Source organism: Kitasatospora sp. MAP5-34, from assembly GCF_029894335.1.
Classification (GTDB): Bacteria; Actinomycetota; Actinomycetes; order Streptomycetales; family Streptomycetaceae; genus Kitasatospora.
Genome location: NZ_JARXZC010000003.1, coordinates 163,455 through 189,266 on the forward strand (window position 1 = coordinate 163,455; position 25,812 = coordinate 189,266).

The following is a 25,812-nucleotide window of genomic DNA, read 5'->3' on the forward strand; positions in this document are numbered from 1 at the left end:
TCGGGGAGGCGCGTTGATCAAGCCGCACGCGCCGGGCGCACTGCCGAGCCACCCGACGGCTGCGACCACGACGACGGTCGTGACGCTGAGCAACATCGCCAACACAGCCCGACCCCAGGGGCAACCTCAGCGACATGATTCAGGAATTGAACACATACGGGGGATTGACGCCACCGAAACCTACAAGCAATATCTCTAACGACGGGCGAATCCGACAGCTTCCGGACTCATCCCGTCCGATGTTTTCGACAGATGAACAGAACTTCCGACACCAGAAGCGAGTCACTGTCCGGTCGTCCCGATGTCGCGACGACCCGGCTCCCCCTGGTGTACGGACCGGCGGCCGACCGTTGAGGGTCGGTCCGGCTGCCGAACCAGACTGCCGGTGCCGCCGCTCGCACGGCGCGGCACCGGCGGTCACCTTTTCCGGAGCCACCGGCAAGGTCACGACCGGCCTCGGCACCACCCGCTCCGGCAGTCCTCTCATCCAGGGTCGGTAGAGTATGGGTACCGGGCGACCCCGCCGAAGCCCAGCCCCCCTCCGCGGAGTGAACGAGCGTGAGTCCCCTCCTCAGCATTGTGCTGCCAGTCCACGGGGTGGAGCGCTTCCTGCCGCGCTGCCTCGATTCGCTCGGCCCGGGCCCCTCGCCCGCGTCCGCCGACGAGATCGGGAGCGGGGTCGACGCCGAGATCGAGATCATCGCGGTCGACGACCTCTCCCCGGACGGCTGCGGCGCCATCCTGGACGAGTACGCCGCCCGCGACCCCCGGTTGCGCGTCCTGCACCTCACCGAGAACCAGGGCCTCGGCGGCGCCCGTACCGTCGGCCTGGCCGAGGCGCGCGGCAGGTACGTCTGGTTCGTCGACAGCGACGACTGGCTGCCCGAAGGCACGCTGGCCGCCCTGACGGCCGAGCTGCGCCGCGAGGAGTCCGCCGACACCCCCTCGGACGTGCTGCTCACCGACTTCAGCCACGTCTACCCGGACGGCAGCACCGAGCCCAACCCGTGGCGCCACCTGCTGCGCGGCTCGCCCCTCGTCGACGGCTGCACGGCCGCCGACCACCCGGCACTGATGCAGACCGTGATGGCCGTCTGGAACAAGATCTTCCGACGCGAGTTCCTGGCGGGCCTCGACGTCTCCTTCGGGCGCGGCTTCTACGAGGACATCTCGGTCACCTACCCGGCCCTGCTGGCCGCCGGCCGGCTGCGCTACCTCGACCGGTCCTGCTACAACTACCGGCGCGGCCGCCCCGGCGCGATCACCAACACGGCCTCGCCGAAGCACGCGGACGTCTTCGCCCAGTACGACGCGATCTTCGCGTTTTTGGACAAGCACAGCCTGGACAAGCACGACCTGAGCGGGAACGGCCTGGACACCAGGAGCCTGGTCTTCGACCGCACCGTCAAGCAGGCCCTGACCGTCTACGACACCCCCGGGCTCGTCCCGACCAGCCTCCGCCCGGAGTTCTTCGCGCAGATCACCGCGCACTTCGCCCGGCACCGCCCGGCCGGCTACTCCTTCCCGGCCGGCCTGCGCGGTATCCAGTACCGGCTGGTCGCGCTGGGCTCCCGGCGCGCGTACGACGAGCTGCGGCGCACCGGACGGATCCCGCGCGGCCTGCGGCGGCGGGTGAAGGCCGTCGCGCCCGCCGTCCGGCGGGGCGTCCGGGGCGGGGCACGGTTCACGGCGTACAACGCGTTCCGGCAGCTGCCGCTGGACGAGCACCTGGCCGTCTACGCGGCGTACTGGCACCGGGGTTACGCCTGCAACCCGGCGGCGATCTACGAGAAGGCCCGCGAACTCGCGCCCGAGGTGCGCGGGGTGTGGGTGGTGGAGACCGCCGCGCAGGCGGCCACGCTCCCGGCCGGTGTGCCGTACGTGATCGTCAACACCCCCGGCTACCTGCGGGCGATGGCGACCGCGAAGTACTTCGTCAACAACGTCAACTTCCCGCACACCATGGTCAAGCGCCCGGGCACGGTGCACGTGCAGACCCAGCACGGCACGCCGCTCAAGACGATGGGCATGGACCTGCGGGACCACCCCGACGCCGCCGACGGCATGGACTTCGACCGCCTGCGCGAGGCCGTCGACCGCTGGGACTACCTGGTCTCCCCCAATCCGCACACCAGCGAGCACTTCAGCCGGGCCTTCCCCGGCCGCTACGAGATGCTGGAGACCGGCTACCCGCGCAACGACCGGCTGGCCGTCGCCACCCCCGCCGGGACGGCCGACGTGCGGGAGCGGCTCGGGCTCCCGGCCGGGCAGCGGACCGTCCTGTTCGCGCCCACCCACCGCGAGGGGCAGGGCGGGTACGTACCGCTGGTGGACATCCGCGAGCTGGCCGAACGGCTCGGCCCAGGCTTCACGTTGCTCGTCCGCACCCACTACTTCCACACCGGCGGGCCCGGCGATCTGACGGCCGGTGAGGGCGCCGCCGCGATCGTGGACGTCTCCGCGCACCCGACCGTCGAGGACCTCTACCTCGCCGCCGACGTGCTGGTCACGGACTACTCCTCGATGATGTTCGACTACGCCGTGCTGGACCGCCCGGTGGTGATCTTCGCCCCGGACTGGGCCGAGTACTGCCGAGTGCGCGGCGTCTACTTCGACCTGATGGCGATGCCCCCGGGCGCGGTCACCACCGACGTCGGCGGGCTGGCCGAGGCCCTGCTCGCCGGCGACCCGGAGCCCGCCGCCCGGGCGGCCTTCCGTGAGCGCTTCTGCCCTTGGGACGACGGCCGGGCCGCCGAACGCGTCGTCCGCCGGGTCTTCCCCGTCCACGGCGGCCCGGCCGCGCCGTCACCTGCCACCCCCGTGCAGGCGGCGACCTGAGCCAGCACGGGGGCCCGCCTCAGCACTCGCCGAGCCCGGCCTCCTCCAGATCCAGGGCCCGTTGCAGGTTGCCGCGTACGGCGGCGCTGACCCGGTGCTCGGCGTAGAGGCGCTGGAGGGCGGTGGTCTCCACCGTGATCAGGTCGCGGCGCAGCCTGCGGTAGGAGGCGAGGGTCGCCTGGTCGGCGTCGGTCTCCGGTCGGCCGGAGAGGCGGGCCTGGTCGATCCGGGCGCGCAGGTCGCGTCGCATCCGGTCCGCGACCACGGGTGACACCGCCTCGGTCTCCTCCATCTCCTCCAGCCGGGCCAGCGCGGCGTTCAGGATGTGGTCGGCGGCGTCGGCCTCCTCCCGGGCGGTGTCCTCGGGCTCCAGCGCGATGCCGGAGGCCCGTACCACCGAGGCCAGGCTGAAGCCCTGGACGATCAGGGTGAAGGCGACCACGGAGGTGGTCAGCACCAGCACCAACTCCCGGTACGGGAGCGGCAGTCCGTCGCCGCCGGTGAGCGGGACGGTGAGTGCGGCGGCGAGCGGCATCACCCCTCGGGTGCCGGCCCACGTCATCACGGCGGGCACCCGCCAGGAGAGCGGGGGCTGCCCGGGGTGCTGCTGCGCGCGCTGCCGGTGCATGAACCAGGAGGTCGGGCCGACCCAGAGCAGCCGGAGCACGATCAGCGCGAGCGCGAGCAGCATCGCCGGCCACAGCCAGCCCCAGTGCTCGCCCGGCAGATCGCGGATCATGCCGGGAAGTTCGAGGCCGATGAGCGCGAAGACCACGCTCTCCAGCATGAACACCACCGTGCCGTAGACGGCGTGCACCTGGAGCCTGATCCTGGCGTTGGTCAGCCGGTGGCTCTGGGCGCCGAGCGCGACCCCGGCGACCACCACGGCGGTGACGCCGGAGGTGTGCAGGTCCTCGGCGACGACGTAGGCGGCGTACGGGGTCACCAGGGCGGTGACGGTCTCGAGTACCGGGTCCTCGGTACGTCTGCGGATGAACGCGACCACGGTCGCCACCGCCCCGCCGACCAGCGCGCCGCCACCGGCCAGTACGACGAACTGCCCGGCGGCGGCCGGGGCCGAGACCGAACCGGCTGTCACCGCGCCGGTCACCGCGATCTTGAACAGCACCAGGCTGGTCGCGTCGTTGAAGAGGCTCTCGGACTGCACCAGGGTCTGGATCCGGGGCGGCAGCGCCAGCCTGCGCCCGAGCGCGGTGACGGCGACCGGATCGGTGCTGGCCAGGACGGCGCCGAGCACGAAGGCCATCGCCGGGGGCAGCGGGGTGACGGCGGTCGCGATCGCGCCGACGGCGAACGCGGAGGCCAGCACCAGGCCCAGCGCCAGGACGGTGACAGGCCGCCAGACCGCGCGCAGCTCGCGCCAGGAGATCTCCTCGGCCGAGGCGTACAGCAGCGGTGGCAGCACGGCCAGGCTGATCGCCTCGGGCGGCACCTCGACCCTCGGGACGAACGGGAGTATCCCGACCAGCACCCCGGCCACCACGAGCAGCGACGGCGCGGGAACGCTCCACCGCCGTGCGCCCGTGGCGACCGCGGCGGCCAGCACCACCAGCAGCAGGACGGTCGTGACGCCACTCACTCTCGCGGGCCTCCGATCTCGGGTCGTAGGCGCCTCCGCGCCCGGCGCGCGTCGACGATCCGGCGGTTTCCCGCCGGTTGTGTGCCGATTGGGTACGGTTCGCGTGCCGACGAAGTGTCACCCCGGCCCGTCGGCGAAACGGTTCCGCGTGCAACCATACGCATGGCGTGACGAGGCCCGCAGCCGTCGCCCGGCGGTCGCGGTGGACGGGCCGCCGGGTGGATGTCGTACTCTGCGGTCTGACCTCGGCCCCGTTGTGAGTCCGGGGACGTCAGCCGGCCAGGGAGGGTCCATGATCAACCTCATCACGAAACTCGTGCTCAAGCCGCTGGCGAGAGCGGTCTACCGACCCGTCATCGAGGGCCTGGAGAACGTGCCGCGCGGCGGCGGGGTGATCCTGGCCAGCAATCACCTGTCGTTCATCGACAGCGTGGTGATCCCGCTGACGGCGCCGCGTCAGGTGTACTTCCTGGCCAAGGCCGAGTACTTCACCGGCACCGGGGTCAAGGGCGCGCTCTCCCGGGCGTTCTTCGGCGCGATCAACGCCGTGCCCGTCGAGCGCGGCACCTACCGATCGGCGCAGGCCTCGCTGGAGTCCGCCCTGGAGATCCTGCGCGCCGGCAAGGCGTTCGGCATCTACCCGGAGGGCACCCGCTCGCTGGACGGGCGGCTGTACCGGGGCAAGACCGGGGTCGCCTGGCTGGCGCTGACCGCCGGGGTGCCGGTGGTGCCGGTGGCGCTCGAGGGCCCGGCCGAGATCCTCCCGGTCGGCAAGCGCATCCCCCGGCTGCGCCAGGTGACGGTCCGTTTCGGCGAACCGCTGGACTTCTCCGCCCTGCACGGCCAGGCCCGCTCCGCCCAGGCCCGCCGTCAGGTGACGGACGAGGTGATGACGGCCATCCAGCAGCTCTCCGGCCAGGAGTTCGCCGAGGTCTACAACGAGCGCCCGATGGCGGCCTGAGCCGTCAACCGGCCGGACGGCCGGCCGGCCCGGGGGCTCGTGGCGCCGGGGCGAGTGTCCTTGGCCGGCTGCTCGCGCCGCAGCAGCGCGGCGTAGCGGCCGCCGAGCGCCAGCAGTTCCTCGTGCGTCCCGAGTTCGGCGACCCGGCCGGCGTCGAGCACGGCGATCTGGTCGGCGCCCCGGACGGTGGAGAGCCGGTGCGCGATGGTGATCGTGGTACGGCCCTCGGCGAGCGCGTCGATGGCCTGCTGGACGGCGCGCTCGGTCTGGTTGTCCAGCGCGCTGGTGGCCTCGTCGAGGATCAGTACGGGCGGGTTGCGCAGGACGGTCCGGGCTATCGCCAGACGCTGCTTCTCACCGCCCGAGAAGCGGTAGCCGCGCTCGCCGACCACGGTGTCGTAGCCGTCCGGCAGCCCGGCGATCACCTGGTGGATCTGGGCGGCCTCGGCGGCGGCGACCAGCTCGGCGTCGGTGGCGTCGGGCTTGGCGAAGCGCAGGTTGTCGGCGATCGAGGCGTGGAACAGGTAGGTCTCCTGGGAGACCACGCCGGTGGCCTCGGCCAGGGTGGCGAAGGAGAGTTCGCGGACGTCCGTGCCGTCGATGGTGACCCGGCCGGCCGTCACGTCGTAGAGCCTGGGCACGAGGTAGCTGAGCGTGGTCTTGCCCGAGCCGGTCTCGCCGACCACGGCGAGTGAGCTGCCCGCCGGGATCTTGAGGTCGATACCGGCCAGGGTGGGCCGGTCCTGCTCGGGGTGGTACGCGAACTGGACGCCCTCGAAGGTGACGTCCCCCCGGATGTCCTCCCGGCGGACGCTGACCGGCTCGGCGGGTTCGGCGATCTCGATCGGCAGGTCGAGGTACTCGAAGATCCGCTGGAACAGGGCGAGCGAGGTCTGCACGTCCACGCCGGTCGAGAGCAGGCTGACGGTCGGGCGGAAGAGGCCCTGCTGCAGCGAGACGAAGGCGACCAGGGTGCCGATCGAGACGATCGGCGCGCCCTCGGTGGAGGCCAGCCCGGCGGCCCAGTAGATCGCGGCGGGCATCGCGGCCATCACGATGCCGATGGTCGACATCCGCCAGCGCCCGGCCATGCTGGACCGGATCTGCAGGTCGGCCAGCTCGTCGGACTGCTCGGTGAACTCCCGGGAGAGCGAGTCGGAGCGGCCCATCGTGCGCCCGAGCAGGATGCCGCTCACCGAGAGCGACTCCTGCACGGCGGTGCTCATCAGGGCGAGCTGCTTCTGCCGCTCGGTGGTGATCCGCTTGCGCTCGCTGCCGACCCGGCGGCTGATCCAGACGAACAGCGGGAGCAGCAGCAGCGAGACGACGGTGAGCCGCCAGTCCAGCGCGACCATCGCGACCACGGTGGCGACGACGCTGGTCAGGTTGGAGACCAGCGAGGTCGCGGTGGAGGTGACGGTCGACTGCATGCCGCCGATGTCGTTGGCGATCCGGGACTGCACCTCGCCGGTGCGGGTACGGGTGAAGAACGCCAGCGACATCCGCTGCAGGTGGGTGTACACGGCGGTGCGCAGGTCGTGCATGACGCGCTGGCCGACGGTGGTGGAGATCAGGGTCTGCAGCACGTTGAAGACGCTGTTGACCACCGCCGCCGCGATCATGCCGAGCGCGAGCAGGCTGAGCAGCCCGGTCCGGCCCTGCGGGATGGCGGTGTCGAGCACGGCGCGCAGCAGGAACGGCGTGACGACCGAGACGACCGCCGAGGCGGCCACCAGCAGCCCGACGACGCCGAGCCGGCCGGCGTACGGGCGGAACAGGGCGAGGATGCGTCTCAGCTCGGCCGGTGGACGCGGTTCGTCACCGGCGCTCTCGGACGGGGTCCAGGTGATGCCTTCGGGCCTCAAGGGCGGCCTCCTGATAGTGCGGATGCGAGCAGGCTGCCAGCATATAGAGAATAGCTCATTGTTAGCAAAGCTAATATTGAGGTAGGTCCTATTCCCTGGTCGGCGGCCTGCCCGCTTCTGCCTGATCAGTCGGTGCGGTACGTCCGCGCCGCCTTCGAGGAGACCCCGCCGAGCTTGCCGGACGGCAGCAGCCTGCTGACGGCGACGATCGCCTTGTACCGCTTTCCCGGGACGGACAGCGAACGGCCGCGCGCCAGGTCGCACAGCGCCTCGTCGACCACCCGCTCGGCGGAGAGCCAGCCCCAGGCCGGAACGTTGGAGGTGCCCATGCCCGCCCGCTCGTGGAACTCGGTACGGGTGAAGCCCGGGCAGAGCGCCAGCAGACGGACCCCGCTGCCACCGAGGTCGCGGGCGATGCCCTGGGTGAAGCTGACCACCCACGCCTTGGTCGCCCCGTAGGTGCCGCGCGGCAGGAAGGCGGCGACCGAGGCGACGTTGACGATGTCGCCGAAGCCCCGCTCACGCATGCCCGGCAGCGCGGCGGTGGTGGTCCGCAGGACCGCCTCGACATGCACCTTGAGCATGTCGAGCTCCTGGTCCAGCGGCACGGTCAGGAAGGCGCCCTTGTTCCCGAACCCGGCGTTGTTGATCAGGATGTCGACCGGACGGGCGTCGTCGCGCAGCCGGTCCTCGACGGCGGTGATCCCGGCGTCCGTGGCCAGGTCGGCGGACAGGGTCTCCACCTGCACGCCGTACTTCTTGCCGAGTTCGGCGGCCGAGGCGGCCAACCGCTCGGAGTCACGGGCCACCAGGACGAGATCCCGCCCGTCCTTGGCGAGACGACGGGCGAAGGCGGCACCGATGCCGGCGGTGGCGCCGGTGATGAGGGCTGTGGTCATGAGCCTGACCGTAACGCCTGGACGGGCGTTACAGGGAACCGTACGCACATGGTCAACCACCACAGGGGCGCGGGGAACTGCGCGCACAACCATGCACCTTCGTAGCGCCCTGGTCGCACAGTTCCCCGCGCCCCCGGAGGGGTTGCTCAGGCGTCTCGGGCCGCCGAGTCCGCCTCGCCGCCCGCGCCCACCGGGCGGAGGCGGCTCGCCGCAGTGGCCCGCAACTCCGGTGCCAGGCGGGCGACATCGCGTGAGCCGACGGCCGCGATCAGGGTGGGCAGCAGCGAGCGGACGGGCTGCATGCCGCGCAGCCACGCCTGGGCGTAGACGTGTGCCGAGCGGCGGGCGATCCCGGCGACCAAGCGGTCGACGGCCGGGCCGAGCGGGTAGGTCTTGTTGGCGGGCCAGGGCAGCCGGGCCCGCATCTGCCGCAGTACGGCGTCCTGGTCGGCGCCGCGCACCATGTCGGTGTCGGTCCAACTCAGGTATCCGACGCCGACCTTGACGCCCTGGTAGGCGACCTCGGCGCGCAGCGAGTGGGCGAACGCCTCGACGCCCGCCTTGCTCGCGCAGTACGCCGCCATCAGCGGCGCGGGGGTGATCGCGGCCAGCGAGGCGATCTGCAGCAGGTAGCCGCCGCTCTCGGCGAGGGCCGGCAGGAAGGCCCGCGCGGTCGCCACGCTGCCCAGCAGGTTGACCTCGATCACCCGGCTGAAGGCGCGGTGGTCGCTGTCCAGCAGCGGGCCGCCGATCGCGATCCCGGCGTTGGCGACGACGGTGTCGATCCGGCCGTAGCGGTCCTGGACGGCCCGGGCCGTCGCGGTCAGCGCCTCGACGTCGGTGACGTCGGCCTCCCAGTACGTGGCCTCCGGCCCGCACTGCGCGGCGGCGGCCTTCAACTCCTCGGGTTCCAGGCCAACCAGCGCCACCTTGGCGCCGCGCTGGGCGAGCTTGCGGGCCGTCATCGCGCCGACCCCACGGGCGGCGCCGGTGACGACCACGACCTGTGCGGAGAGCGGTGGGATGGCACTCATTCGGTCACACTCCTCTGGTTCACGGCCGTCCCGGCGACGGCGCCGATCTTCGCCAGGCGGCGGATCTCGGCGGCCACCTCGACCGGCCGTTCGACGGGTGCCATGTGCCCGGCGCCCGCCAGCTGGAGCAGCCCCTGCGAGTCGGGCAGCGCGGCCACTATCCGCTGCGAGTGCACGGGCGGGGTGAGCCGGTCGACGGTGCCGACGACCACCGAGGTCGGTGCGGCGAGCCTGGGCAGCTGGTGGTACTCGTCCAGTGTGCCGAGCACCTGGGCCCAGCGGTACCTGACCTGGGTCGGGCAGGCGTGCACCACCCGGGCGGTGGCCGCGACCCGGGGTGCGGGGGTGTCCGGGCCCATCGTGGCGTACTTCAGCAGCGCGCTGCTGACGCCGTTCGGCCGGCCCAGCGGCAGCCGGGAGTTCAGGATCATCCGGTGCAGCAGCCGCCGGAACCCGGGCACGAAGCCGGGGACGACGTCGAGCTCGGCGACCAGGTCACCGGCCCCGGTGCTGACCAGGACCGCAGCGGCCGTCCGGGCCGCGACCTCGCCCCGGTCGGCGGCGGCCATGATGGTCATGCCGCCCATGCTGTGCCCGGCCAGCACCACCCGCTCCCCCGCCGGGACGACGTGGGCGAGGACGGCCTCCAGGTCGTCCGCCAGCTTCGCGGTGGAGTAACCGGCGGCCGTCGGCGGAATGTCGCTGCGCCCGTGCCCGCGCTGGTCGTAGGCCACCACCCGGTAGTCGGCGGCGAGTTGGTGGATCACCGGGGCCCAGAACGCGATCGAGCAGGTCCAGCCGTGCGAGAGCACCACCATGGGCGCGCCGACCGGGCCGTACGCCTCGGCGTGCACCCAGTGGCCGTCGGCCGAGCGGATGCGGTGCTCCTCGTCGGGTGCGGGCAGGACGCAGTCCGCTGCCGACTCGCTGACGAACTTCACGCGGGTACCTCCTGGGAGACGTTGTCGACCGGGCCGGCACCGGCTCGGGCGGGGTGCCTGATCAGCTCGTACTCGGCGAGGTCCACCCGGCGGGTGGCCCGGCGGAAGCTGGTGGTGGAGCCGGGCCAGAGCACGGTGTTCCTGCCGTCCTCGTCCAGGTACCAGCTCTTGCAGCCGCCGGTCGTCCAGACCGTGCGGGACATCCTCTGCTGGAGTTCGAGGTTCCAGTGCCGCTGGGCCCGGGCGGTGGGCTGCATCGCCGCCGCGCCGACCGCTTTCAGCGTCGTCAACGCGTCGACCAGGTAGTTCAGTTGGGACTCGATCATCAGGATCATCGAGTTGTTGCCGAGGCCGGTGTTGGGGCCGATCACGAAGAACAGGTTGGGGAAGCCGTGCACGGTCGAGCCGCGCAGCGCCTCCATGCCACCCTTCCACTCCTCGGCCAGACTCCGCCCGTCGATGCCGAACACCCGTTCTCCGATGGGCATGTCGGTGACGTGGAAGCCGGTGCCGAAGACGATCGCGTCCGCCTCGTGCTCGCCGCCGTCCGCGTCGACCAGGGTGGAACCGCGCACCTCGGCGAGACCGGCCGGGACCACCTCGGCATTGGGGGCGGCGAGCGCCGGGTAGTAGGCGTTGCTGAGCAGGATGCGCTTGCAGCCGATCCGGTAGTCCGGCGTCAGCTTGGCACGCAACTGCGGGTCGCTGATGGCCTGTTCGAGGTTGCGGACGGCGAGTCGCTGGACCAGCTTGAGCGCGCCGGGGCGGCGGACGAAGGCGTCCACCTGGAGCTCGCGCAGGGCGAACAGGGTGGCGCGGCGCAGCTTGCCGGTGGAGGGGATCGCGGCGTGCAGCCACTTCTCGGTGGCCGAGATCTCCCGGTCGGCCCGGGGCAGGACCCAGGCCGGGGTGCGCTGGAAGACCGTCAGCCGCCCCACCTTCGGCTGGATCGACGGGACGATCTGGGCCGCCGAGGCACCGGTGCCGACCATCGCGACCCGCTTGCCGGTGAGGTCGAAGTCGTGGTCCCAGCGCGAGGAGTGGAACACCTTGCCCGGGAAGTCGGCCAGCCCGGGGATGTCCGGGATCTGCGGGTCCGCCAGCGGCCCGGCGGCCGAGACCACCGCGTCGGCCGTCCAGCTGCCCGCCGAGGTGGTGACCCGCCAGCGGGTCCGTTCCTGGTCCCAACGCAGCTCGGTGACCTCGGCGTTGAAGCGCAGGTGCGGGCGGAGGCCGAAGGTGTCGGCAACCCGCTCCAGGTAGGCGCGGATGTCCGGCTGCCGGGAGAAGCTGCGCGGCCACTCGGGGTTGGGGGCGAACGAGAAGGAGTACAGGTGCGAGGGCACGTCGCAGGCACAGCCGGGGTAGCTGTTGTCGCGCCAGGTGCCGCCGACCGAGTCGGCGCGCTCCAGGATCACGAAGTCGGTGATCCCGGCCCGGCGCAGCCGGACGCCGGCGCCCAGACCGCCGAAGCCGGAGCCGACCACCGCCACCCGTACGTGGGGGATCGCCTCGGACTGCTTGGTGCGCTTGGGACTGGATGCCATCGGAGCGGCCTCCTGAGGGGGATGGGTGGGGGTGCCCAGGTCCATTAGAACCGCGCCAGTAATCACTGGCACGATTGGCAGGGTAGCCGCTGCGGGAGCTTCGCGGAAGGAGCCCGGCAGTACCGGTTTCACCCCGTTCCACCCGCGTCGGCCGGCCCTATGCTGGGCGGCGTGGAGACGATCAGGAGAGCCGGGGACGGCAGTGACGGCGCACCGCGCGAGTACCGGGTCGAGGAGCTCGCGCAGGCGGCCGGCATCACCACCCGCACGCTGCGCTTCTACCGCGAGCGCAAGTTGCTCCAGCCGCCGCGCAAGGAGGGCCGGATCGCCTGGTACGGCGAGGAACACCTGAGCCGGCTCCGGGTGATCGGCGAGCTGCTGGAGCGCGGCCACACCCTCGGCGGCATCGCCGAGCTGATCGGCGCGGGCGAGAGCGGCCGGGACGTCGCCGAGCTGATCGGCCTGCAGGCGGCGATCACCGCCCCCTGGTCGGACGAGACCCCCGTCCACCTCAGCTGGGCCGAGCTGGCCGAGGCGTTCGGCGACCAACTGACCGAGGCCAACACGGCGGAGTCCATCGGCCAGGGCTACATCACCGTCCAGGAGGACGGCATCACCCACGTCAGCCGCCGCCTGATGGACGCCACCACCTCCCTGGTCGCCGAGGGCGTGCCGCTCTCCGCCGTGCTGGCCGCCAGCCGCAAGGCCCAGGACTACGCGGACGCCGTCGCCGAGGTCTTCACCGCCCTGATACGCGACCAACTGCTCGGCGCACTCGCCCACGTCGAGGACGTGACCCCCGCCGAGGCCGCCCGCCTGACCGGCCAGATCCAGCGCGTCCGCCCGCTCGCCCGCACCGTCGCGGACGCCCAGTTCGCCCTCGCCATGGACCGGCGGGTCCACGCCGAGTACGACGCGGTACTCAAACACCGGGGCTGACCGGGGAGCGGGCGTCGCGACCATCCCGGTGGGCCCAGGCCCTGTCTGACAATTCGCGGCGCACGACGGGAACTGTCAGACAGGGCCTGTGTCGGGTCGGGCCCCGGCGGGGCCCCGCCGCAGGTCACACCCGCACGGCCGTGCGAGAGTGGTACCCAGCGAAGGGAGCGCGCACGTGCTGATGGAGAAGGTGGCCGAGATCCTCGCGGAGGCGTCTGCCGAGGTGGTCGAGCCGCGCTTCCGGGCACTGGCGGCCGGTGAGGTGATGGAGAAGGCTCCCGGCGAGGTGGTCACCATCGCGGACCGGGAGGCCGAGGAGATCATCACTCGCCGCCTGCGTGAGCTGCTGCCCGTGCCCGTGGTGGGAGAGGAGGCCGTCTCCGCCGACCCGGCCCTCGCCCGGGCGCTGCTCTCCGAACCCGCCGTCTGGCTGGTCGACCCGGTGGACGGCACCTCGAACTTCATCGCGGGCCGCCCGGACTTCGCCGTGATGGCCTCGCTGGTCCGCAGCGGGCAGACCGTGGCCGCCTGGATCTGGCAGCCGGTCACCAGGACGGCCTACGCCGCCGAACTGGGCTCCGGCGCCTGGCGCAACGAGCACCAGCTGACCCGGACGCCCGCCGGTGACGCGCCGGAGAAATGGCGCGGAGTCCTGAAGAGCCGCTTCCTGGACCCCGCCGAGCACCACCGGCTGCAGACCAACGCCCGGGCCTTCGGCCATCTCACCGAGGGCCTGCGCGCGGCCGGCATGGAGTACCCGCAGATCGCCGACGGCGACCAGGACTTCATCCTCTACTGGCGCACCCTCCCGTGGGACCACTCCCCCGGCTCCCTCCTGGTCACCGAGTCCGGCGGCGTCAGCGCCCGGCTGGACGGCAGCGCCTACCACCCCGAGCCGCCGGGCGGCCAGGACGGGCTGCTGGTGGCCTGCGACCCGGCGACCTGGGAACGGACCAGGGACATCCTCCTCGGCCTCCAGCGGCCCTGAGGCCCGCTCCCACGCCGCGCCTGGTAACCAGCTCACCAGAGCAGTGGCAACCGCTCCGGGAGCCGCTTGATGAAGCCGGGGCGCCAGGCCAGCTGCTCCACCGGCAGTGCGAGCCGCAGGGCCGGCAGCCGCTCGACCAGGGCCTGGAGGGCGATCTCGGCGTGGGTGCGGCCGAGGGCGGAGGCCGGGCAGAAGTGCTGCCCGGCGCCGAAGGCGAGGTGCGGGTTGGTCTCGCGGTCGAAGTCGATCTTCTCGGGGTGCGGGAAGACCTCCGGGTCGTAGTTGGCGCCCTCGATCAGTACCAGTACCAGTTCGCCCTGCCTGACCAGCACCTCGCCGACCTGGACATCGGCCAGCGCCAACCGGGGCAGCGCGTCGCCGATCGACAGGTTGTAGCGGAGCAGCTCGTCCACCGCCCGGCCGATCACGGCGGGCTCCCGGCGGAGCCGTTCGGCCAGCTCGGGCTGCTGGACCAGCGCGATGATCGCGTGCAGTAGGAAGGCGGAGGTGGAGACCGCGCCCGCGCCGAACAGCGAGAGCGCGACGGTGGCCAGCAGGTCGTCGCTGACCTGCCCCGAGCCGACCTGATCCAGGCCATCCTGCTCCAAGACGTCCGGGGAGCGGCGGAGCTCGGCGAAGCGGCCGAGCAGCCCCTCGGTGGGCGCCGGGTCGGCGCGCAGCCGGTCCAGCATGTAGCCGAGATCCTTGTACCAGTTCGGCGTGGAGCCCTCGAAGACCGCCGGGCTGGTGACGAAGGCCAGGTCGATCCCGGACATCAGCCGGCGCCAGTCGTCGGTGGGTATCCCGAGCAGCCTGCAGTGCAGTGCGGCGGAGTAGGGCTCGGTGAAGCCGTCCCGCAGGTCGGCCGGCGGTCCCTGGTCGACCAGCCGGTCGATCAAGCGGTGTGCTTCGGCCTCCAGCCAGCCGCCCAACTCCTTGTCCGCGCGCGGCGAGAGGGTCTTCATGACGGCGTTGCGCAGCCCGGCGCTGTTGATGTTGCCCATGTTGTTGACCACCTCCGGCGGGATGGTCAGCGCGTACTGGCGCGGCACGCCCGGGTTGGCGGTGTCCTTGAGGCTGAAGCGTTCGTCCTCCAGTACCTGCTTGGCCAGCGCGTAGCTGCTGACCAGCCAGGCTTCGTCGCCGGTCAGGGTACGGACCTTGGCCACCGGGTGCTTGTCCCGCAGCAGGTCGGCCTCCTCCGGCAGGACGTCGCCGCGCCGGGAGAGCGGGAAGGTGAAGTCGCACTGTGCGCTCGTGGTCATCGAGGCTGCTCCTCTTGGTACTGACTGCAGTTGACGGTTCGGTACTTCGGTCGGCGCCCGGGGTCAGGCTGCGGCGGTGTGCTGCTCGGGCAGCGGGCGGATCACGGCGTAGCCCTGCTCCGGCACCGCCCTGAGCCCCTCGTTCCGGCCGAACAGGACCGGGGTGAGCGGGAGTTGGACGTGGTAGCAGGAGACGGAGGTGGGCACGCCGAGCAGGCGCGGGGTGTCCAGGAAGAACGGCAGCTCGGCGGCTATGTACGCGACCCCGGCCGCGAGTTGGGCGGGTGAGACGTCGCCGCCCTCGGTCAGCCTGGCCCCCAGGAAGGCGCGGGCCATCCCCTCGGTGGCGTCGCGGAAGATCCGGTCGGTGCCCAGCGCCTCCAACACGCTGCGGTGCAGGCCCTGGTACACCGGATCCGGTTGGAACTCGGAGAGCGCGCGGACCCGGACCCCGGCCGTGCCGGCCTCCTCCACCCCGCGCTGAATGCGCCGGTGGGTGGTCTTGATCTCCTTGGTGGCGCGCCGCAGCGCGCGGTCCGGCGAGTAGCCGAAGGCCGCGAACTGGGTGTCGACGTGCAGATCGGCGTAGACGATGTCGATGGATCGGAAGAACTCGGCACCCCAGAGCAGGAGTTGAGCGATCCGCTGATGGCTGAAGTAGCTGTTGCCAGGGCTGACGCCGATCAGCAGGTGGTCGCCGCGCCGCCAGACCTGGCGGCAGCGGTCGGAGTAGGGCAGCGCCTCGAACCGGGGACGTGCGTCGAGGGGGGTGGTGGCTGTGGTGCTCAGGAGCATGTCGCTCATACCGCGCGGCCTCCGCGTCGCAGGACTGAATGCACTGAAGTGGTGTGGCGCAAGGGTGAGGTGAAGTGAGCTGGGCTGGGCTGGGCTGGTTGGGCTGGGCTGGGCTGGGCTGAAGGGTGCGGCTGCGGCGCGGGGGCGCCGCCGCGCATGGCGGACCACCGGGTCGAGGCGGTTCCACACAGGCGGGGGTACGAGCCGCGCCGGGGCAGGGTGCCGCGCCGGACGGGCTTCAGGAGATGGCCGGGGGTACTACCAGGCTGGTTGCGGCCGGGCCGGCAGCGCAGCTGCGGCCGACGCGGGCGTCTCGAAACGACATGCCGCAGTAACCGCGAGATCGCGGTCGCGCATGGCGGATCCCCCTTGCGCCGCGAGTCCCATGGGGCCGTGTGCTCCTGGTGTGGCGGCGGCTACTAGAAGTTACCGCCGTTGTTCGGTCAGTACGCAAGCCCGATCATGTGGTTGGCGAGATTCGATCGGCAGTACGGCTGAAATCGGCTGGACAGACCGGGGGACGGTACGTACACAGACTCTCTCTTGCGCCGACCGAACAGCGGCCCACCGGCGCTGACCTGGCCCGATGGCGGCGAACGCCAGTGTGCCTTCCTCCAAATCCGAGGAGCTGAAAGGCCGCTGGCTTTAGACCGACCCGCCGCTCTCCGACCCGCCGCTCGCCGCTCCCCGCTCCACGGACCGGCCGGCCCGGACGACTTCGGCCAGCAGCGCGGCCACCTGCGCCCCGGAGGTGTGCGGGTTCAGCAGCGTCAGTTTGAGCCGGACCCGGCCCGGCCCCTCGCCGGGCAGCTCCGTCCGGCCCACCACCGCCCGGCCCGCGCGCAGCAGGGCGCGGCGCAGCTCGGCATTGCACCGGTCCACCTCCGCCGGATCGCGGGAGTCCGGCAGGTAGCGAAAGACCACGGTGGTGAGGATCGGCTCGCAGTGCAGTTCCAGCACGGGTTCGGCCCGTACGGTCTCGGCCGCGACGAGCGCGAGGTCGTGGCAGGTGTCGACAAGTCGGCCCAGGCCGGCCCGTCCCAGGGTCCGCAGGGTGACCGCGATCTTGAAGGCGTCGGCCCGGCGGGTGGTGCGCAGCGACAGCCCGAGCAGGCTCGGATAGCCCGCGCGTTCGTCGTCGTCGGGGTTGAGGTAGACGGCGCGGCGGGCGAGTGAGGCGTACGTCTGGGCTCGGCGGACCAGGAAGACCCCGGCGGCGGTGGGCTGCCAGCCGAGCTTGTGCCAGTCGAGCGAGACCGAGTCGGCGCGGGCGAGGCCGTCCAGCAGCGGCGCCAGCCGGTCGGAGAGCAGGGCGCCGCCGCCGTACGCGGCGTCCACGTGCAGCCAGGCGCCGTACTCGGCGGCGAGGTCGGCCGCCCGGTGCAGCGGGTCGACCGCGCCGGTGTCGGTGTTCCCGGCCGTGGCGACCACCGCGATCGGCGTGGCACCCGCCCGGACGGTGTCGGCCAGCACCTCGGCGAGCCCGGCCGGGTCCATCCGCAGCTCGCGGTCGACCGGGACGACCCGCACCGCGCGCTCGCCGAGTCCGAGCAGGGCGGCGGCGCGCTGGACCGAGAAGTGGGCGGCCCGGGAGGCGACGATCGTCGGACGGACCCCGGCGGGCAGGCCGTCCAGTTCGACGTCGGCGGCCAGGATCTGATCGCGGGCCAGCATCAGCCCCATCAGGTTGGACTCCGTCCCGCCCGAGGTCAGCACACCGGCCGCCGCGCCGGGGTGGTAACCGACCAGCCCCGCGAGTTCGGCCAGCAGCGCGGTCTCCAGGGCGGTCGCGACGGGCGCCTGGTCCCAGGAGTCCAGGGACGGGTTGAGCGCGCTCACCGCGAGGTCGGCGGCGGCGGCCACGGCCAGCGGCGGGCAGTGCAGGTGGGCGGCGCAGGCCGGGTCGGCGGGGTCGGCGCTGCCGTACGCGAGGAACTCGGTCAGGCGCGGCAGCGCATCGTCGTCCGGCCCGAGCCCGAGGCCGAACGCGGCACGGGCCTGGTCGGCGAGCTGCTCGGGCCGGCCGGCCGGGATCGGCCCGGCCCGGCCCTCGGCGCCCGCCCGCAGGCCGGTCAGCACCTGCTCCAGCAGCGGGCGCAGCGCGTCGGGGCCGCCCGTGCCGCCGGACAGCGGAGCGCTCGGCGGGAGGCTCACGCGGAGGCCTCGATCGCGTCGGCGAGCCGGTCCAGCACCGCCTCGACCTGCTCGTCGGTGATGGTGAGCGGCGGCAGCAGCCGGAGCACCGCGTCGTGCCGACCGCCGAGTTCGACGATCAGGCCGCGCTGCAGGCAGGCCGCCCGGACCCGGACGGCGAGCTGCGGATCGGCCGGGTGGGCGCCGCAGCTGTCGGGCTCGCCCGACGGGTCGACCAGCTCGACGCCGAGCATCAGACCGCGTCCCCGGACGTCGCCGATCACCGGCAGCCGCTCCTTCAGGCCGTTGAGCCGATCGATGATCCGGGTGCCCAGCAGGGCGGCCCGCTCGGCCAGACCGTTCGCGGCGACGTACCGCAGGGTCGCGGCGCCGGCCGCCATGGCGAGGGTGTTGCCCCGGAAGGTGCCGGCGTGGGCACCGGGCCGCCAGCCGTCGTACTCCTCGCGGTAGACGACGACCGCGAGCGGCAGGCTGCCACCGATCGCCTTGGACAGCACCATGGCGTCCGGGACGATGCCGCTGTGCTCGACCGCCCACATCGCGCCGGTACGGCCGACGCCGCTCTGCACCTCGTCCACGATCAGCGGGATGCCGCGCTCGGCGGTGATCCGGCGCATCTCGCGCAGCCAGCCGTCCGGCGCGGGGACCACCCCACCCTCACCCTGGACCACCTCGAGGATCATCGCGGCGGGCGGCACCACGCCACCTGACGGATCGTCAAGCAGCCGCTCGACGTAGGTCGCGGACAGCTCGGCCCCCTTCGCGCCCACCCCGAACGGGCAGCGGTAGGCGTGCGGGTACGGCAGCCGGGTGACCTCTCCGCCGCTGGGCAGCGGGGCCTTGACGCCCACGTTGCCGGTAACGGCCAGCGCGCCCGCCGTCATGCCGTGGTACGCGCCGGTGAAGGCGAGCGCGCCGCGCCGTCCGGTGGCGGTCTGCATCAGCTTGAGCGCGGCCTCGACGGCGTCCGTCCCGGCCGGGCCGCAGAAGTGCACCCGGGAGCGGTCGGCGACGGCGGCCGGGAGGCTGGCGAGCAGGGTGGTGGTGAAGTCGTCCTTCTCGGCCGTGGCGAGGTCGAGCAGGTGCAGCGGCGCGCCGCTGTCCAGCGTGCGGCGGATCGCCTCCAGCACCACGGGGTGGTTGTGGCCCAGCGCCAGGGTGCCCGCGCCGGCGAGGCAGTCGAGGTAGCGGCGGCCGTCGGCCCCCTCCACGGTCATCCCGTTGGCGCGCACCGGCACGATCGGGAAGGACCGCGCGTAGGTCCGGGCGGCCGACTCGCGGGTGCGCTGGCGACGCAGGATCGCCTCACCGGCTGCAGGGGCGGCGGCGGTGTCAACGGTGAGAGACAAGGCGGGCTCCCTTTTTGTTAGGTTAGCCTTACTTTACTCACCGAAGTCGCCCTGACCGCCCGCCACCCCCAAGTCCACTCGACCGGGTGACACCCCGCCACCCCACCCAACGACCCGACCGGGCCTGAGGTCACGTACGCTGCGGCAGATGACGTACGAGAGCGAACTCGCCCGCACCCGGGAGTTCTTCGCCGCCCGGGCGGCCGGCTGGGACACCAAGTACCCGGACGACGGCCCGCGTTACGCCGCCGCCATCACCGAACTCGTCCTGGGCGCCGGACAGTTCGTACTGGACGCGGGCTGCGGAACGGGACGGGCGCTGCCCTACCTCCGGGCGGCCGTCGGGCCGGACGGGACGGTACTCGGGCTGGACCTGACCCCCGAGATGATCCGGCAGGCCACCGCCCACCGCACCGACGCCCACCTGGTCACCGCCGACGTCGGCCACCTCCCGCTGCGCGACTCCGTACTGGACGCGGTCTTCGGCGCCGGCCTGATCTCCCACCTCCCCACCCCGCCCGCCAACCTCCGCGAACTCGCCCGCGCCACCCGCCCCGGCGGCCTGCTCGCCCTCTTCCACCCCATCGGCCGATCCACCCTCGCCGCCCGCCACGGCCGCGACCTCACCCCGGACGACCTCCGCGCCGAACCCAACCTCCGCCCCCTGCTGACCGCCATGGGCTGGCGGCTCACGAGCTACGAGGACACGGCCGAGCGCTTCCTGGCGGTGGCGGTGCGGGTAGCGGAATAGTTACCACCCCTGGTCCCCTGGTGGCAACAGGCGTGGTGTGACGAATCACGGCTCGACGGGCGCTCCCGCCACGGCACCCAGGTCGACCAGTTGTGCCCTGCCGTTGCCCACCGACCAGTTGTCGAGGGCGTTCTCGACGAGCGTGACGAACACGTCCTCGGGCCGCACGCCGACGTCGGTCAGGTTGGCGGCGATCTGCCGGTACAGGTCGAGTTTGAGCTCCCGCGGCCGACCCGCCACCAGGGTGATCTGGATGCAGACGACGTCCCGGCGGGCCACGTCGAGGTAGTCGGGGTCGAAGATCAGCTCGTCCGGATCGTGCGGGTTGACGATCTGGAAGCGGTCACCGGCCGGGATGCCGACGGCGTCGACGAGGGCCTGATGCACGCCGTCGGCGATGGCCCGTCGGAGAGCGGGCGGCCGGGTGGCAGACAGGTCGATGCGGACCAGAGGCAAGAGAACGCTCGCTTTCCGGAAGGCCCAGCTACGAAGGCACAGCTACATTGTTCGATGAACATCGACCATATCAGTGTATGACGATCATCGAACACCCTGCAGAGGATCGATCCATGTCCGCCCGCACCCGCAGCCTCACCCACGCCCATCCGACCGAGGTGTCGCTCCAGGACGCGCTCGACGCGGTCGGCGATCCGGTGCGACGCGCCATCCTCAGGGAGTTGGCCGGCACCCCCGACTGGACCCGCGCCTGCGGCACGTTCGACCTTCCGGTAACCAAGGCGACGCGCAGTCACCACTTCGCCGTGCTGCGTGCGGCCGGCCTCGTCGAGCAACGCGACGAGGGAGCACGTCGGCTCAACCGGCTCCGCCGCCCCGAATTCGACCGGCGGTTCCCCGGTCTCCTCGCTCTGGTCCTGGCCGAGCCGGGCTGATCCTGACCGAGCCCGCAACGGACCAGTCCGGTCCCGCGCAGGTTCGCGTGCGAGCGTCAAGGCGCGCGCGCGTCAAGGCGTCGGGGCTGGCGACTGCCTGACGATCGCCAGCGGTAGCACAGCTCCGGGCGGCCGACCTGGCCGTACTGGGGTTCACGGACGGCGAGGCCGGTGTCGACCAGGTGTTCCAGATAGCGGCGGGCGGTGATCCGGGAGACCCCGGCGGCGGTGCCGGCGGCAGCGGAGGAGAGGCCCTCGGCGGCGCCCCGCAGGACGGTGGCGACCGTCTCCAGGGTGGCCGCGCTGAGGCCCTTCGGGAGGGCGGTGCGGTCGGGGGTGCGCAGGACGGCGAACGCCTGGTCCACCTCGTCCTGACCGGTGGCCTCGCCGGAGCGGGCGAGGCTGTCGCGGTAGCGGGCGTAGCGTTCGAGGCGGTCCCGCAGGGAGGCACTGCTGAAGGGCTTCAGCAGGTACTGGACCACGCCCGCCGAGACCGCCTGCCGGACCATTGCCAGGTCGCGGGCCGAGGTGACGGCGATGATGTCGGTGCCGTGGCCGGCCGCGCGCAGCGTGCGGCAGAGCTGCAGACCGTGGCCGTCGGGGAGGTAGAGGTCCAGCAGGGTGAGGTCGACCGGCCGGCCGGCCGCTCGGGCGCACTCCAGCAGGCGCAGCGCGTCGGCGCAACTGTGCGCCGTGCCGGCCACCCGGAAGCCCGGGGTGCGCTCGACGTACAGGGCGTGGGCGGCCGCCGCCACCGGGTCGTCCTCGACCACCAGCACCTCGATCACCGGAACGTCTGTCGCCGGAACCTCGACCACGGGAACCTCGATCACCGGACGGCCTCCTGTCGCAGCGGCAGCCGTACGGTCAGCACCGCGCCGCGCTCGCGGCCGACCTCGACGGTCCCACCGTTGCGGCGGGCGGTCTGGGCGACGAGCGCGAGGCCGAGACCACGGCCGCTGCTCTTGGTGGTCCACCCCCGGGTGAAGACCTCGGTCACGGCCTGCGGGTCGATGCCGGGGCCGGTGTCGGCGACCCGCAGCAGCAGTTCGCCGCCGTCCACCCGGGCGGTGACGGTCACTTCGGGCGGTCCTGGCCGGGCGGCGGCGCCCTCGATGGCGGCGTCCACCGCGTTGTCGACCAGGTTGCCGAGCACGGTGACCAGGTCGCGCGGGGTGAGTCCGGGTGGCAGGACGCCGTCGTCGATCCGGCTGTCCTCGGTCAGGGTGAGGTCGACGCCGCGCTCCGCCGCCTGGGCGGCCTTGCCGAGCAGCAGGGCGGCGAGCACCGGCTCGCTGACGGCCGCCACCACCCGGTCGGTGAGCTGCTGGGCGAGGGCGAGTTCGGCGGTGGCGAACTCCACCGCCTCGTGGTGGCGGCCGAGTTCGATCAGCGAGACCACCGCGTGCAGCCGGTTCGCGGCCTCGTGCGCCTGCGCGCCGAGCGCGTCGGCGAAGCCGCGTACGGAGTCCAACTCGCCGGTCAGCGACTGGAGTTCGGTGTGATCCCGAAGGGTCACCACGGTACCGAGGCCCGCGCCGACAGCCGAGGTGTTGAGCACCACCACCCGCTCGGCGGTGAGATGGACCTCGTCGCGCACCGGCGACGGGCTCTCGAGCGCCCGTACGAGCGCCTCGGGCAGGCCCAGCCCGGCTATCGGGAGTCCGTCCAACTCGCCGGTCAGTCCGAGCAGTTCGCGGGCCGCATCGTTGCAGAGCACCACCCGCTGCAGCTGGTCGAGCAGCACCAGCCCCTCGCGCACCGAGTGCAGAGTCGCCTGGTGGTAGTCGTACAGGTGACTCAGCTCGGCCGCGCCCATGCCGTGGGTGTGCCGCCGCAGCCGGGCGCCCACCAGGTAGCTGCCGAGCCCGCCCAGTGCCAGCGCGGCGAGCGCGACGCCGACCAGTTCGAGCAGCCGGAGCCGCAGCCCGGCGCTGATCGACTCCACCTTGATCCCCGCACTGACCAGCGCGACCACGTGCCGCTGCCCGTCGAGCACGGGCGTGACCACCCGGACGGACGGGCCGAGGGTACCGGCGTACGTCTCCGAGAAGGTCTCCCCGGCGAGCGCCCGGTCGATGTGCCCGAGGAACGGTCTGCCGATCTGCGCCGGGTCGGGGTGCGTCCACCGCACCCCGTGGGTGTCCATCACCGTGACGAAGTCCACCCGGGTGTCCTGGCGCACCTGCTCCGCGTACGGCTCGAGCACCGCCGACGGATCGGGCCCGGCGGCGGCGTCCCGGACGGTCGGCGAGTCGGCGACGGCCCGGGCGGTGGCGGTGACCTGCCGGACGGCGGCGTCCTGGGCCCGGTCGGCGGCGAACAGGTACGCGAGCACGGCGCCGCCGGCGACCACGGCCGCCACGATCACGACCTGCACCGCGAACAGCCGGCCCGCGAGGCTGTGCAGGCGGCGGCGCGGCGGGAGGTGGGGGCGGGCGGTCATGCCAGACAGTGTGCCTTGCCATCGGCGGGCGTCGGAGCCTGCCGCGTGAACTCTATGAACGCAAACGTGACGGCGGTCACGCTGCGGCCCATAGTCGGATCGGCCCTCCCCCCGGGGCCGCCAGGAGCCGAAGGAGCCGCAGCATGACGACGACCGCAGGAGCCGACCGGAAGAGACCGGACCGCACGTGCCACCTCTACCTCGCCGTGCTCGCGGCGGTCGTCGCCGGGATCGTGGTCGGCCTGGCCGCGCCGGGCTTCGCGGTGGAGTTGAAGCCGGTCGGGACGGGCTTCGTCAACCTCATCAAGATGATGATCAGCCCGGTGATCTTCTGCACCATCGTGCTCGGGATCGGGTCCGTCAGCAAGGCCGCCAAGGTCGGCCGGGTCGGCGGGCTGGCGCTCGGCTACTTCCTGCTGATGTCCACCGTCGCGCTCGGCCTCGGCCTGGCGGTCGGCAACCTGATCGAGCCGGGCTCCGGCCTGCACCTCACCCAGGCGCTCGCCAGGACCGGCCACGCCCAGGTGGCCGGTGGCTCGCAGGGCACGGCGGACTTCCTGCTCGGCACCATCCCCACCACCATGTTCTCGTCGCTCACCGACGGCAAGGTGCTGCAGACCCTGCTGGTCGCGCTGCTCACCGGCTTCGCGCTGCAGGCGATGGGCCCGGTCGGCGCGCCGGTCCTGCGCGGTGTCGAGCACCTGCAGCGGCTGGTCTTCCGGATCATGTCGATGATCATGTGGGTGGCGCCGATCGGCGCCTTCGGCGCGATGGCGGCGGTGGTCGGAGCGACCGGGACGGCCGCGTTGAAGAGCCTCGCCGTCATCATGCTCGGCTTCTACCTGACCTGTGCCCTGTTCGTCGTGGTGGTGCTCGGGACGCTGCTGCGCCTGGTGGCCGGGGTGAACGTGTTCGCGCTGCTGCGCTACCTCGGGCGGGAGTTCCTGCTGATCCTCTCCACCTCGTCCTCGGAGAGCGCGCTGCCGCGCCTGATCGCCAAGATGGAGCACCTGGGCGTGAGCCGCCCGGTGGTCGGCATCACCGTCCCGACCGGCTACAGCTTCAACCTCGACGGCACGGCCATCTACCTGACGATGTCCTCGATCTTCATCTCACAGGCGATGGACCGACCGATGTCGCTCGGCCAGCAACTCTCCCTGCTGGTCTTCATGGTGATCGCCAGCAAGGGCGCCGCCGGAGTCACCGGGGCGGGCCTGGCCACCCTGGCCGGCGGCCTGCAGTCGCACCGGCCCGAACTGGTCGACGGGGTCGGCCTGATCGTCGGCATCGACCGTTTCATGTCGGAGGCCCGCGCGCTGACCAACTTCGCGGGCAACGCGGTGGCCACCGTCCTGATCGGCCACTGGACGAGCGAGCTGGACCACCAGCGACTGCACCAAGTCCTTTCCGGCCAGGCCCCGTTCGACGAGACCTCACTGGCGGAGCCGGGGACGACGGCCGGGCTGCCCGCCCAGCCCGAGGCCCCCGGGCTGGCCGACTCTCTGAAGTCCTAGTCGTACGCAGGTTCGTAGGTACCCCCGCTGAGTCCCCAGGCCAGGCCGGACGCCGGGTCCTCGACCGCGAGGTGCAGATAGCGCAGCTCGTCGGCCGGATCGCACCAGGTGAAGCAGCGCACCCGGGAGATCAACCCCTCGATCTCCCGGGCCACCACCCGGGACTCGCCCGTCATCGCCACCAGCACCCGCCAGAGCGCGAGCCGCCCCTGCGCGGAGCCGGCCGCCGGGCCGTCCGAGGCCGCCTGGACGAGCGCCGGGTACGCCTGGGCGAACGGGACGAAGCCGCCCGTCACCTGCCGGCCCGACGCCAGTTGGGCGGCGGCGTCGGGCGCGGTGCCGCATACGCAGACCGCCTCCGCCCACGCCGAGAAGCCGCCGAGCAGCCGGGTCGCCGCCAGTCCCGGCACCTGGCTGCCCGGTCCGGTCGAGGCCGACGGGACCACCCTCCCGGGCGCGGGCAGTTCCACCGGCCCGAGCCCCTCCCGGCCGGCGGGCAGCGCCAGCAGGGCCCGGCGCGCGCCGCCGGTGCGCAGGTACTCGCGGACCCGGCTGCGCTCGTCCCAGCCCGCCACCTCCCACGGCTCCAGCGCCAGCGGGACGGCCTCCTCGTCCGGCTCGGCACCGTGCCGCAGGTCCTCGCCGAGCAGCGCGCGGGTGTGCGCGACCAGCCGCCGGACGGGCGCCGGGCCGAGCAGGGGTGCCAGCCGCCGCCAGGAGTGCCGGGTCGCCAGCACCTCCCAGAGCGGCCCGGCGTCGTGGTCGCCCGTACCGGCCGCCGAGCCGGGCCCGCCGTCCGGGTCGAAGAGCCGGGCCGCCAGCTCGGGCGGCGCGCCGTACGCGATGAGGTGGCCGAGCGGCGCCGCCTCGGCCGCGCCCCGCACCTCGCCCCCCAGGGCGACAGCGGCGGCCCGGGCCCGCCGGTAGAGCCCGAGCAGCTCCACCCAGCGTCCCTGGTCGGCCAGTGTCCGCAGCTTGCGGTCCTCGTAGGTGATCACATTTTCAGCGTACGACTCCTGACGCGCCATCAGCCGGT

General features: G+C 72.7%; 21 protein-coding genes. 7 read left to right on the forward strand and 14 right to left on the reverse strand.

Annotation, left to right across the window (positions count from 1 at the left end; genetic code table 11):
• Nucleotides 1–558: 558 nt before the first annotated feature.
• Nucleotides 559–2,838 (forward strand): bifunctional glycosyltransferase/CDP-glycerol:glycerophosphate glycerophosphotransferase, encoded by a 2,280-nt coding sequence (locus tag P3T29_RS04375; RefSeq protein WP_280714917.1) that lies wholly within the window; start codon nucleotides 559–561, stop codon nucleotides 2,836–2,838.
• A 19-nt stretch (nucleotides 2,839–2,857) separates the two neighbouring features.
• On the opposite strand, the gene P3T29_RS04380 is transcribed toward P3T29_RS04375, so the two are convergent.
• Complete coding sequence (locus P3T29_RS04380) at nucleotides 2,858–4,438, reverse strand: Na+/H+ antiporter (protein ID WP_280714918.1); 1,581 nt, start codon at nucleotides 4,436–4,438, stop codon at nucleotides 2,858–2,860.
• Between the two features lie 292 nt (nucleotides 4,439–4,730).
• On the opposite strand from P3T29_RS04380, the gene P3T29_RS04385 reads away from it, so the two are divergent.
• The gene (locus tag P3T29_RS04385; protein WP_280714919.1) at nucleotides 4,731–5,399 is read left to right on the forward strand and encodes a lysophospholipid acyltransferase family protein; all 669 of its coding nucleotides are present in this window, start codon (nucleotides 4,731–4,733) and stop codon (nucleotides 5,397–5,399) included.
• Here the strand turns inward: P3T29_RS04385 and P3T29_RS04390 are convergent.
• The 5 genes from P3T29_RS04390 to P3T29_RS04410 form a co-directional block, all read right to left on the reverse strand.
• Nucleotides 5,372–7,264 carry an ABC transporter ATP-binding protein gene (locus tag P3T29_RS04390; RefSeq protein ID WP_280714920.1) on the reverse strand — a complete coding sequence of 631 codons (1,893 nt, stop codon included), beginning with the start codon at nucleotides 7,262–7,264 and terminating at the stop codon, nucleotides 5,372–5,374. The genes P3T29_RS04385 and P3T29_RS04390 overlap by 28 nt on opposite strands.
• A 125-nt stretch (nucleotides 7,265–7,389) precedes the next feature.
• Entirely contained in the window at nucleotides 7,390–8,163 is a 774-nt protein-coding gene (locus P3T29_RS04395; protein ID WP_280714921.1) for an SDR family oxidoreductase, read from the reverse strand.
• Nucleotides 8,164–8,309: 146 nt separating this feature from the next.
• Nucleotides 8,310–9,197, reverse strand: a complete 888-nt coding sequence (locus tag P3T29_RS04400) for an SDR family oxidoreductase (RefSeq protein WP_280714922.1) — start codon at nucleotides 9,195–9,197, stop codon at nucleotides 8,310–8,312.
• Complete coding sequence (locus P3T29_RS04405; protein ID WP_280714923.1) at nucleotides 9,194–10,138, reverse strand: alpha/beta fold hydrolase; 945 nt, start codon at nucleotides 10,136–10,138, stop codon at nucleotides 9,194–9,196. The genes P3T29_RS04400 and P3T29_RS04405 overlap by 4 nt, the downstream gene beginning before the upstream one ends.
• On the reverse strand, nucleotides 10,135–11,685 hold the full coding sequence (locus P3T29_RS04410) for an NAD(P)/FAD-dependent oxidoreductase (protein WP_280714924.1): 1,551 nt from the start codon (nucleotides 11,683–11,685) through the stop codon (nucleotides 10,135–10,137). Before P3T29_RS04410 ends, P3T29_RS04405 begins: the two co-directional genes overlap by 4 nt.
• A 171-nt stretch (nucleotides 11,686–11,856) precedes the next feature.
• On the opposite strand from P3T29_RS04410, the gene P3T29_RS04415 reads away from it, so the two are divergent.
• Nucleotides 11,857–12,624, forward strand: a complete 768-nt coding sequence (locus P3T29_RS04415) for a MerR family transcriptional regulator (RefSeq protein WP_280714925.1) — start codon at nucleotides 11,857–11,859, stop codon at nucleotides 12,622–12,624.
• Between the two features lie 181 nt (nucleotides 12,625–12,805).
• Nucleotides 12,806–13,612 (forward strand): inositol monophosphatase family protein, encoded by an 807-nt coding sequence (locus P3T29_RS04420; RefSeq protein WP_280715085.1) that lies wholly within the window; start codon nucleotides 12,806–12,808, stop codon nucleotides 13,610–13,612.
• Between the two features lie 32 nt (nucleotides 13,613–13,644).
• Here the strand turns inward: P3T29_RS04420 and P3T29_RS04425 are convergent, their stop codons facing one another.
• The 4 genes from P3T29_RS04425 to P3T29_RS04440 all read right to left on the reverse strand — a co-directional run bounded on the left by P3T29_RS04425 (nucleotide 13,645) and on the right by P3T29_RS04440 (nucleotide 19,175).
• On the reverse strand, nucleotides 13,645–14,877 hold the full coding sequence (locus P3T29_RS04425; protein ID WP_280714926.1) for a cytochrome P450: 1,233 nt from the start codon (nucleotides 14,875–14,877) through the stop codon (nucleotides 13,645–13,647).
• A 63-nt stretch (nucleotides 14,878–14,940) separates the two neighbouring features.
• Nucleotides 14,941–15,681: a tRNA-dependent cyclodipeptide synthase gene (locus P3T29_RS04430; RefSeq protein ID WP_280714927.1), complete on the reverse strand. Its 741-nt coding sequence runs from the start codon at nucleotides 15,679–15,681 to the stop codon at nucleotides 14,941–14,943.
• A gap of 636 nt (nucleotides 15,682–16,317) precedes the next feature.
• Nucleotides 16,318–17,826, reverse strand: coding sequence for a pyridoxal-dependent decarboxylase (locus tag P3T29_RS04435; protein WP_280714928.1), 1,509 nt, complete (start codon nucleotides 17,824–17,826; stop codon nucleotides 16,318–16,320).
• Entirely contained in the window at nucleotides 17,823–19,175 is a 1,353-nt protein-coding gene (locus P3T29_RS04440) for a diaminobutyrate--2-oxoglutarate transaminase family protein (RefSeq protein ID WP_280714929.1), read from the reverse strand. Before P3T29_RS04440 ends, P3T29_RS04435 begins: the two co-directional genes overlap by 4 nt.
• A gap of 148 nt (nucleotides 19,176–19,323) precedes the next feature.
• Between P3T29_RS04440 and P3T29_RS04445 the strand changes: the two genes are divergently transcribed.
• Nucleotides 19,324–19,926 (forward strand): class I SAM-dependent methyltransferase, encoded by a 603-nt coding sequence (locus tag P3T29_RS04445; protein WP_280714930.1) that lies wholly within the window; start codon nucleotides 19,324–19,326, stop codon nucleotides 19,924–19,926.
• 45 nt (nucleotides 19,927–19,971) lie between these two features.
• Here P3T29_RS04445 and P3T29_RS04450 read toward each other — a convergent pair whose 3' ends face one another.
• On the reverse strand, nucleotides 19,972–20,382 hold the full coding sequence (locus tag P3T29_RS04450) for a tautomerase family protein (protein ID WP_280714931.1): 411 nt from the start codon (nucleotides 20,380–20,382) through the stop codon (nucleotides 19,972–19,974).
• Between the two features lie 113 nt (nucleotides 20,383–20,495).
• Between P3T29_RS04450 and P3T29_RS04455 the strand changes: the two genes are divergently transcribed.
• Nucleotides 20,496–20,816 (forward strand): helix-turn-helix domain-containing protein, encoded by a 321-nt coding sequence (locus P3T29_RS04455; protein WP_280714932.1) that lies wholly within the window; start codon nucleotides 20,496–20,498, stop codon nucleotides 20,814–20,816.
• A gap of 56 nt (nucleotides 20,817–20,872) precedes the next feature.
• Here the strand turns inward: P3T29_RS04455 and P3T29_RS04460 are convergent, their stop codons facing one another.
• Entirely contained in the window at nucleotides 20,873–21,604 is a 732-nt protein-coding gene (locus P3T29_RS04460; protein ID WP_280715086.1) for a response regulator, read from the reverse strand.
• A 41-nt stretch (nucleotides 21,605–21,645) separates the two neighbouring features.
• Nucleotides 21,646–23,262: a sensor histidine kinase gene (locus P3T29_RS04465; protein WP_280714933.1), complete on the reverse strand. Its 1,617-nt coding sequence runs from the start codon at nucleotides 23,260–23,262 to the stop codon at nucleotides 21,646–21,648.
• 143 nt (nucleotides 23,263–23,405) lie between these two features.
• On the opposite strand from P3T29_RS04465, the gene P3T29_RS04470 reads away from it, so the two are divergent.
• Nucleotides 23,406–24,776 (forward strand): cation:dicarboxylase symporter family transporter, encoded by a 1,371-nt coding sequence (locus P3T29_RS04470; protein ID WP_280714934.1) that lies wholly within the window; start codon nucleotides 23,406–23,408, stop codon nucleotides 24,774–24,776.
• On the opposite strand, the gene P3T29_RS04475 is transcribed toward P3T29_RS04470, so the two are convergent.
• Nucleotides 24,773–25,774 carry a hypothetical protein gene (locus tag P3T29_RS04475; protein WP_280714935.1) on the reverse strand — a complete coding sequence of 334 codons (1,002 nt, stop codon included), beginning with the start codon at nucleotides 25,772–25,774 and terminating at the stop codon, nucleotides 24,773–24,775. The two genes, P3T29_RS04470 and P3T29_RS04475, sit on opposite strands and share 4 nt — an antisense overlap.
• Between the last annotated feature and the right edge of the window lie 38 nt (nucleotides 25,775–25,812).

What these genes read in the sequence shown, in the direction of transcription:
- P3T29_RS04385 (WP_280714919.1), top strand. Translation starts at nt 4,731, where the DNA reads ATGATCAACCTCATCACGAAACTCGTGCTCAAGCCGCTGGCGAGAGCG.
- P3T29_RS04395 (WP_280714921.1), bottom strand. Translation starts at nt 8,163, where the DNA reads ATGACCACAGCCCTCATCACCGGCGCCACCGCCGGCATCGGTGCCGCC.
- P3T29_RS04400 (WP_280714922.1), bottom strand. Translation starts at nt 9,197, where the DNA reads ATGAGTGCCATCCCACCGCTCTCCGCACAGGTCGTGGTCGTCACCGGC.
- P3T29_RS04410 (WP_280714924.1), bottom strand. Translation starts at nt 11,685, where the DNA reads ATGGCATCCAGTCCCAAGCGCACCAAGCAGTCCGAGGCGATCCCCCAC.
- P3T29_RS04420 (WP_280715085.1), top strand. Translation starts at nt 12,806, where the DNA reads ATGGAGAAGGTGGCCGAGATCCTCGCGGAGGCGTCTGCCGAGGTGGTC.
- P3T29_RS04425 (WP_280714926.1), bottom strand. Translation starts at nt 14,877, where the DNA reads ATGACCACGAGCGCACAGTGCGACTTCACCTTCCCGCTCTCCCGGCGC.
- P3T29_RS04430 (WP_280714927.1), bottom strand. Translation starts at nt 15,681, where the DNA reads ATGAGCGACATGCTCCTGAGCACCACAGCCACCACCCCCCTCGACGCA.
- P3T29_RS04445 (WP_280714930.1), top strand. Translation starts at nt 19,324, where the DNA reads ATGACGTACGAGAGCGAACTCGCCCGCACCCGGGAGTTCTTCGCCGCC.
- P3T29_RS04455 (WP_280714932.1), top strand. Translation starts at nt 20,496, where the DNA reads ATGTCCGCCCGCACCCGCAGCCTCACCCACGCCCATCCGACCGAGGTG.
- P3T29_RS04465 (WP_280714933.1), bottom strand. Translation starts at nt 23,262, where the DNA reads ATGACCGCCCGCCCCCACCTCCCGCCGCGCCGCCGCCTGCACAGCCTC.
- P3T29_RS04470 (WP_280714934.1), top strand. Translation starts at nt 23,406, where the DNA reads ATGACGACGACCGCAGGAGCCGACCGGAAGAGACCGGACCGCACGTGC.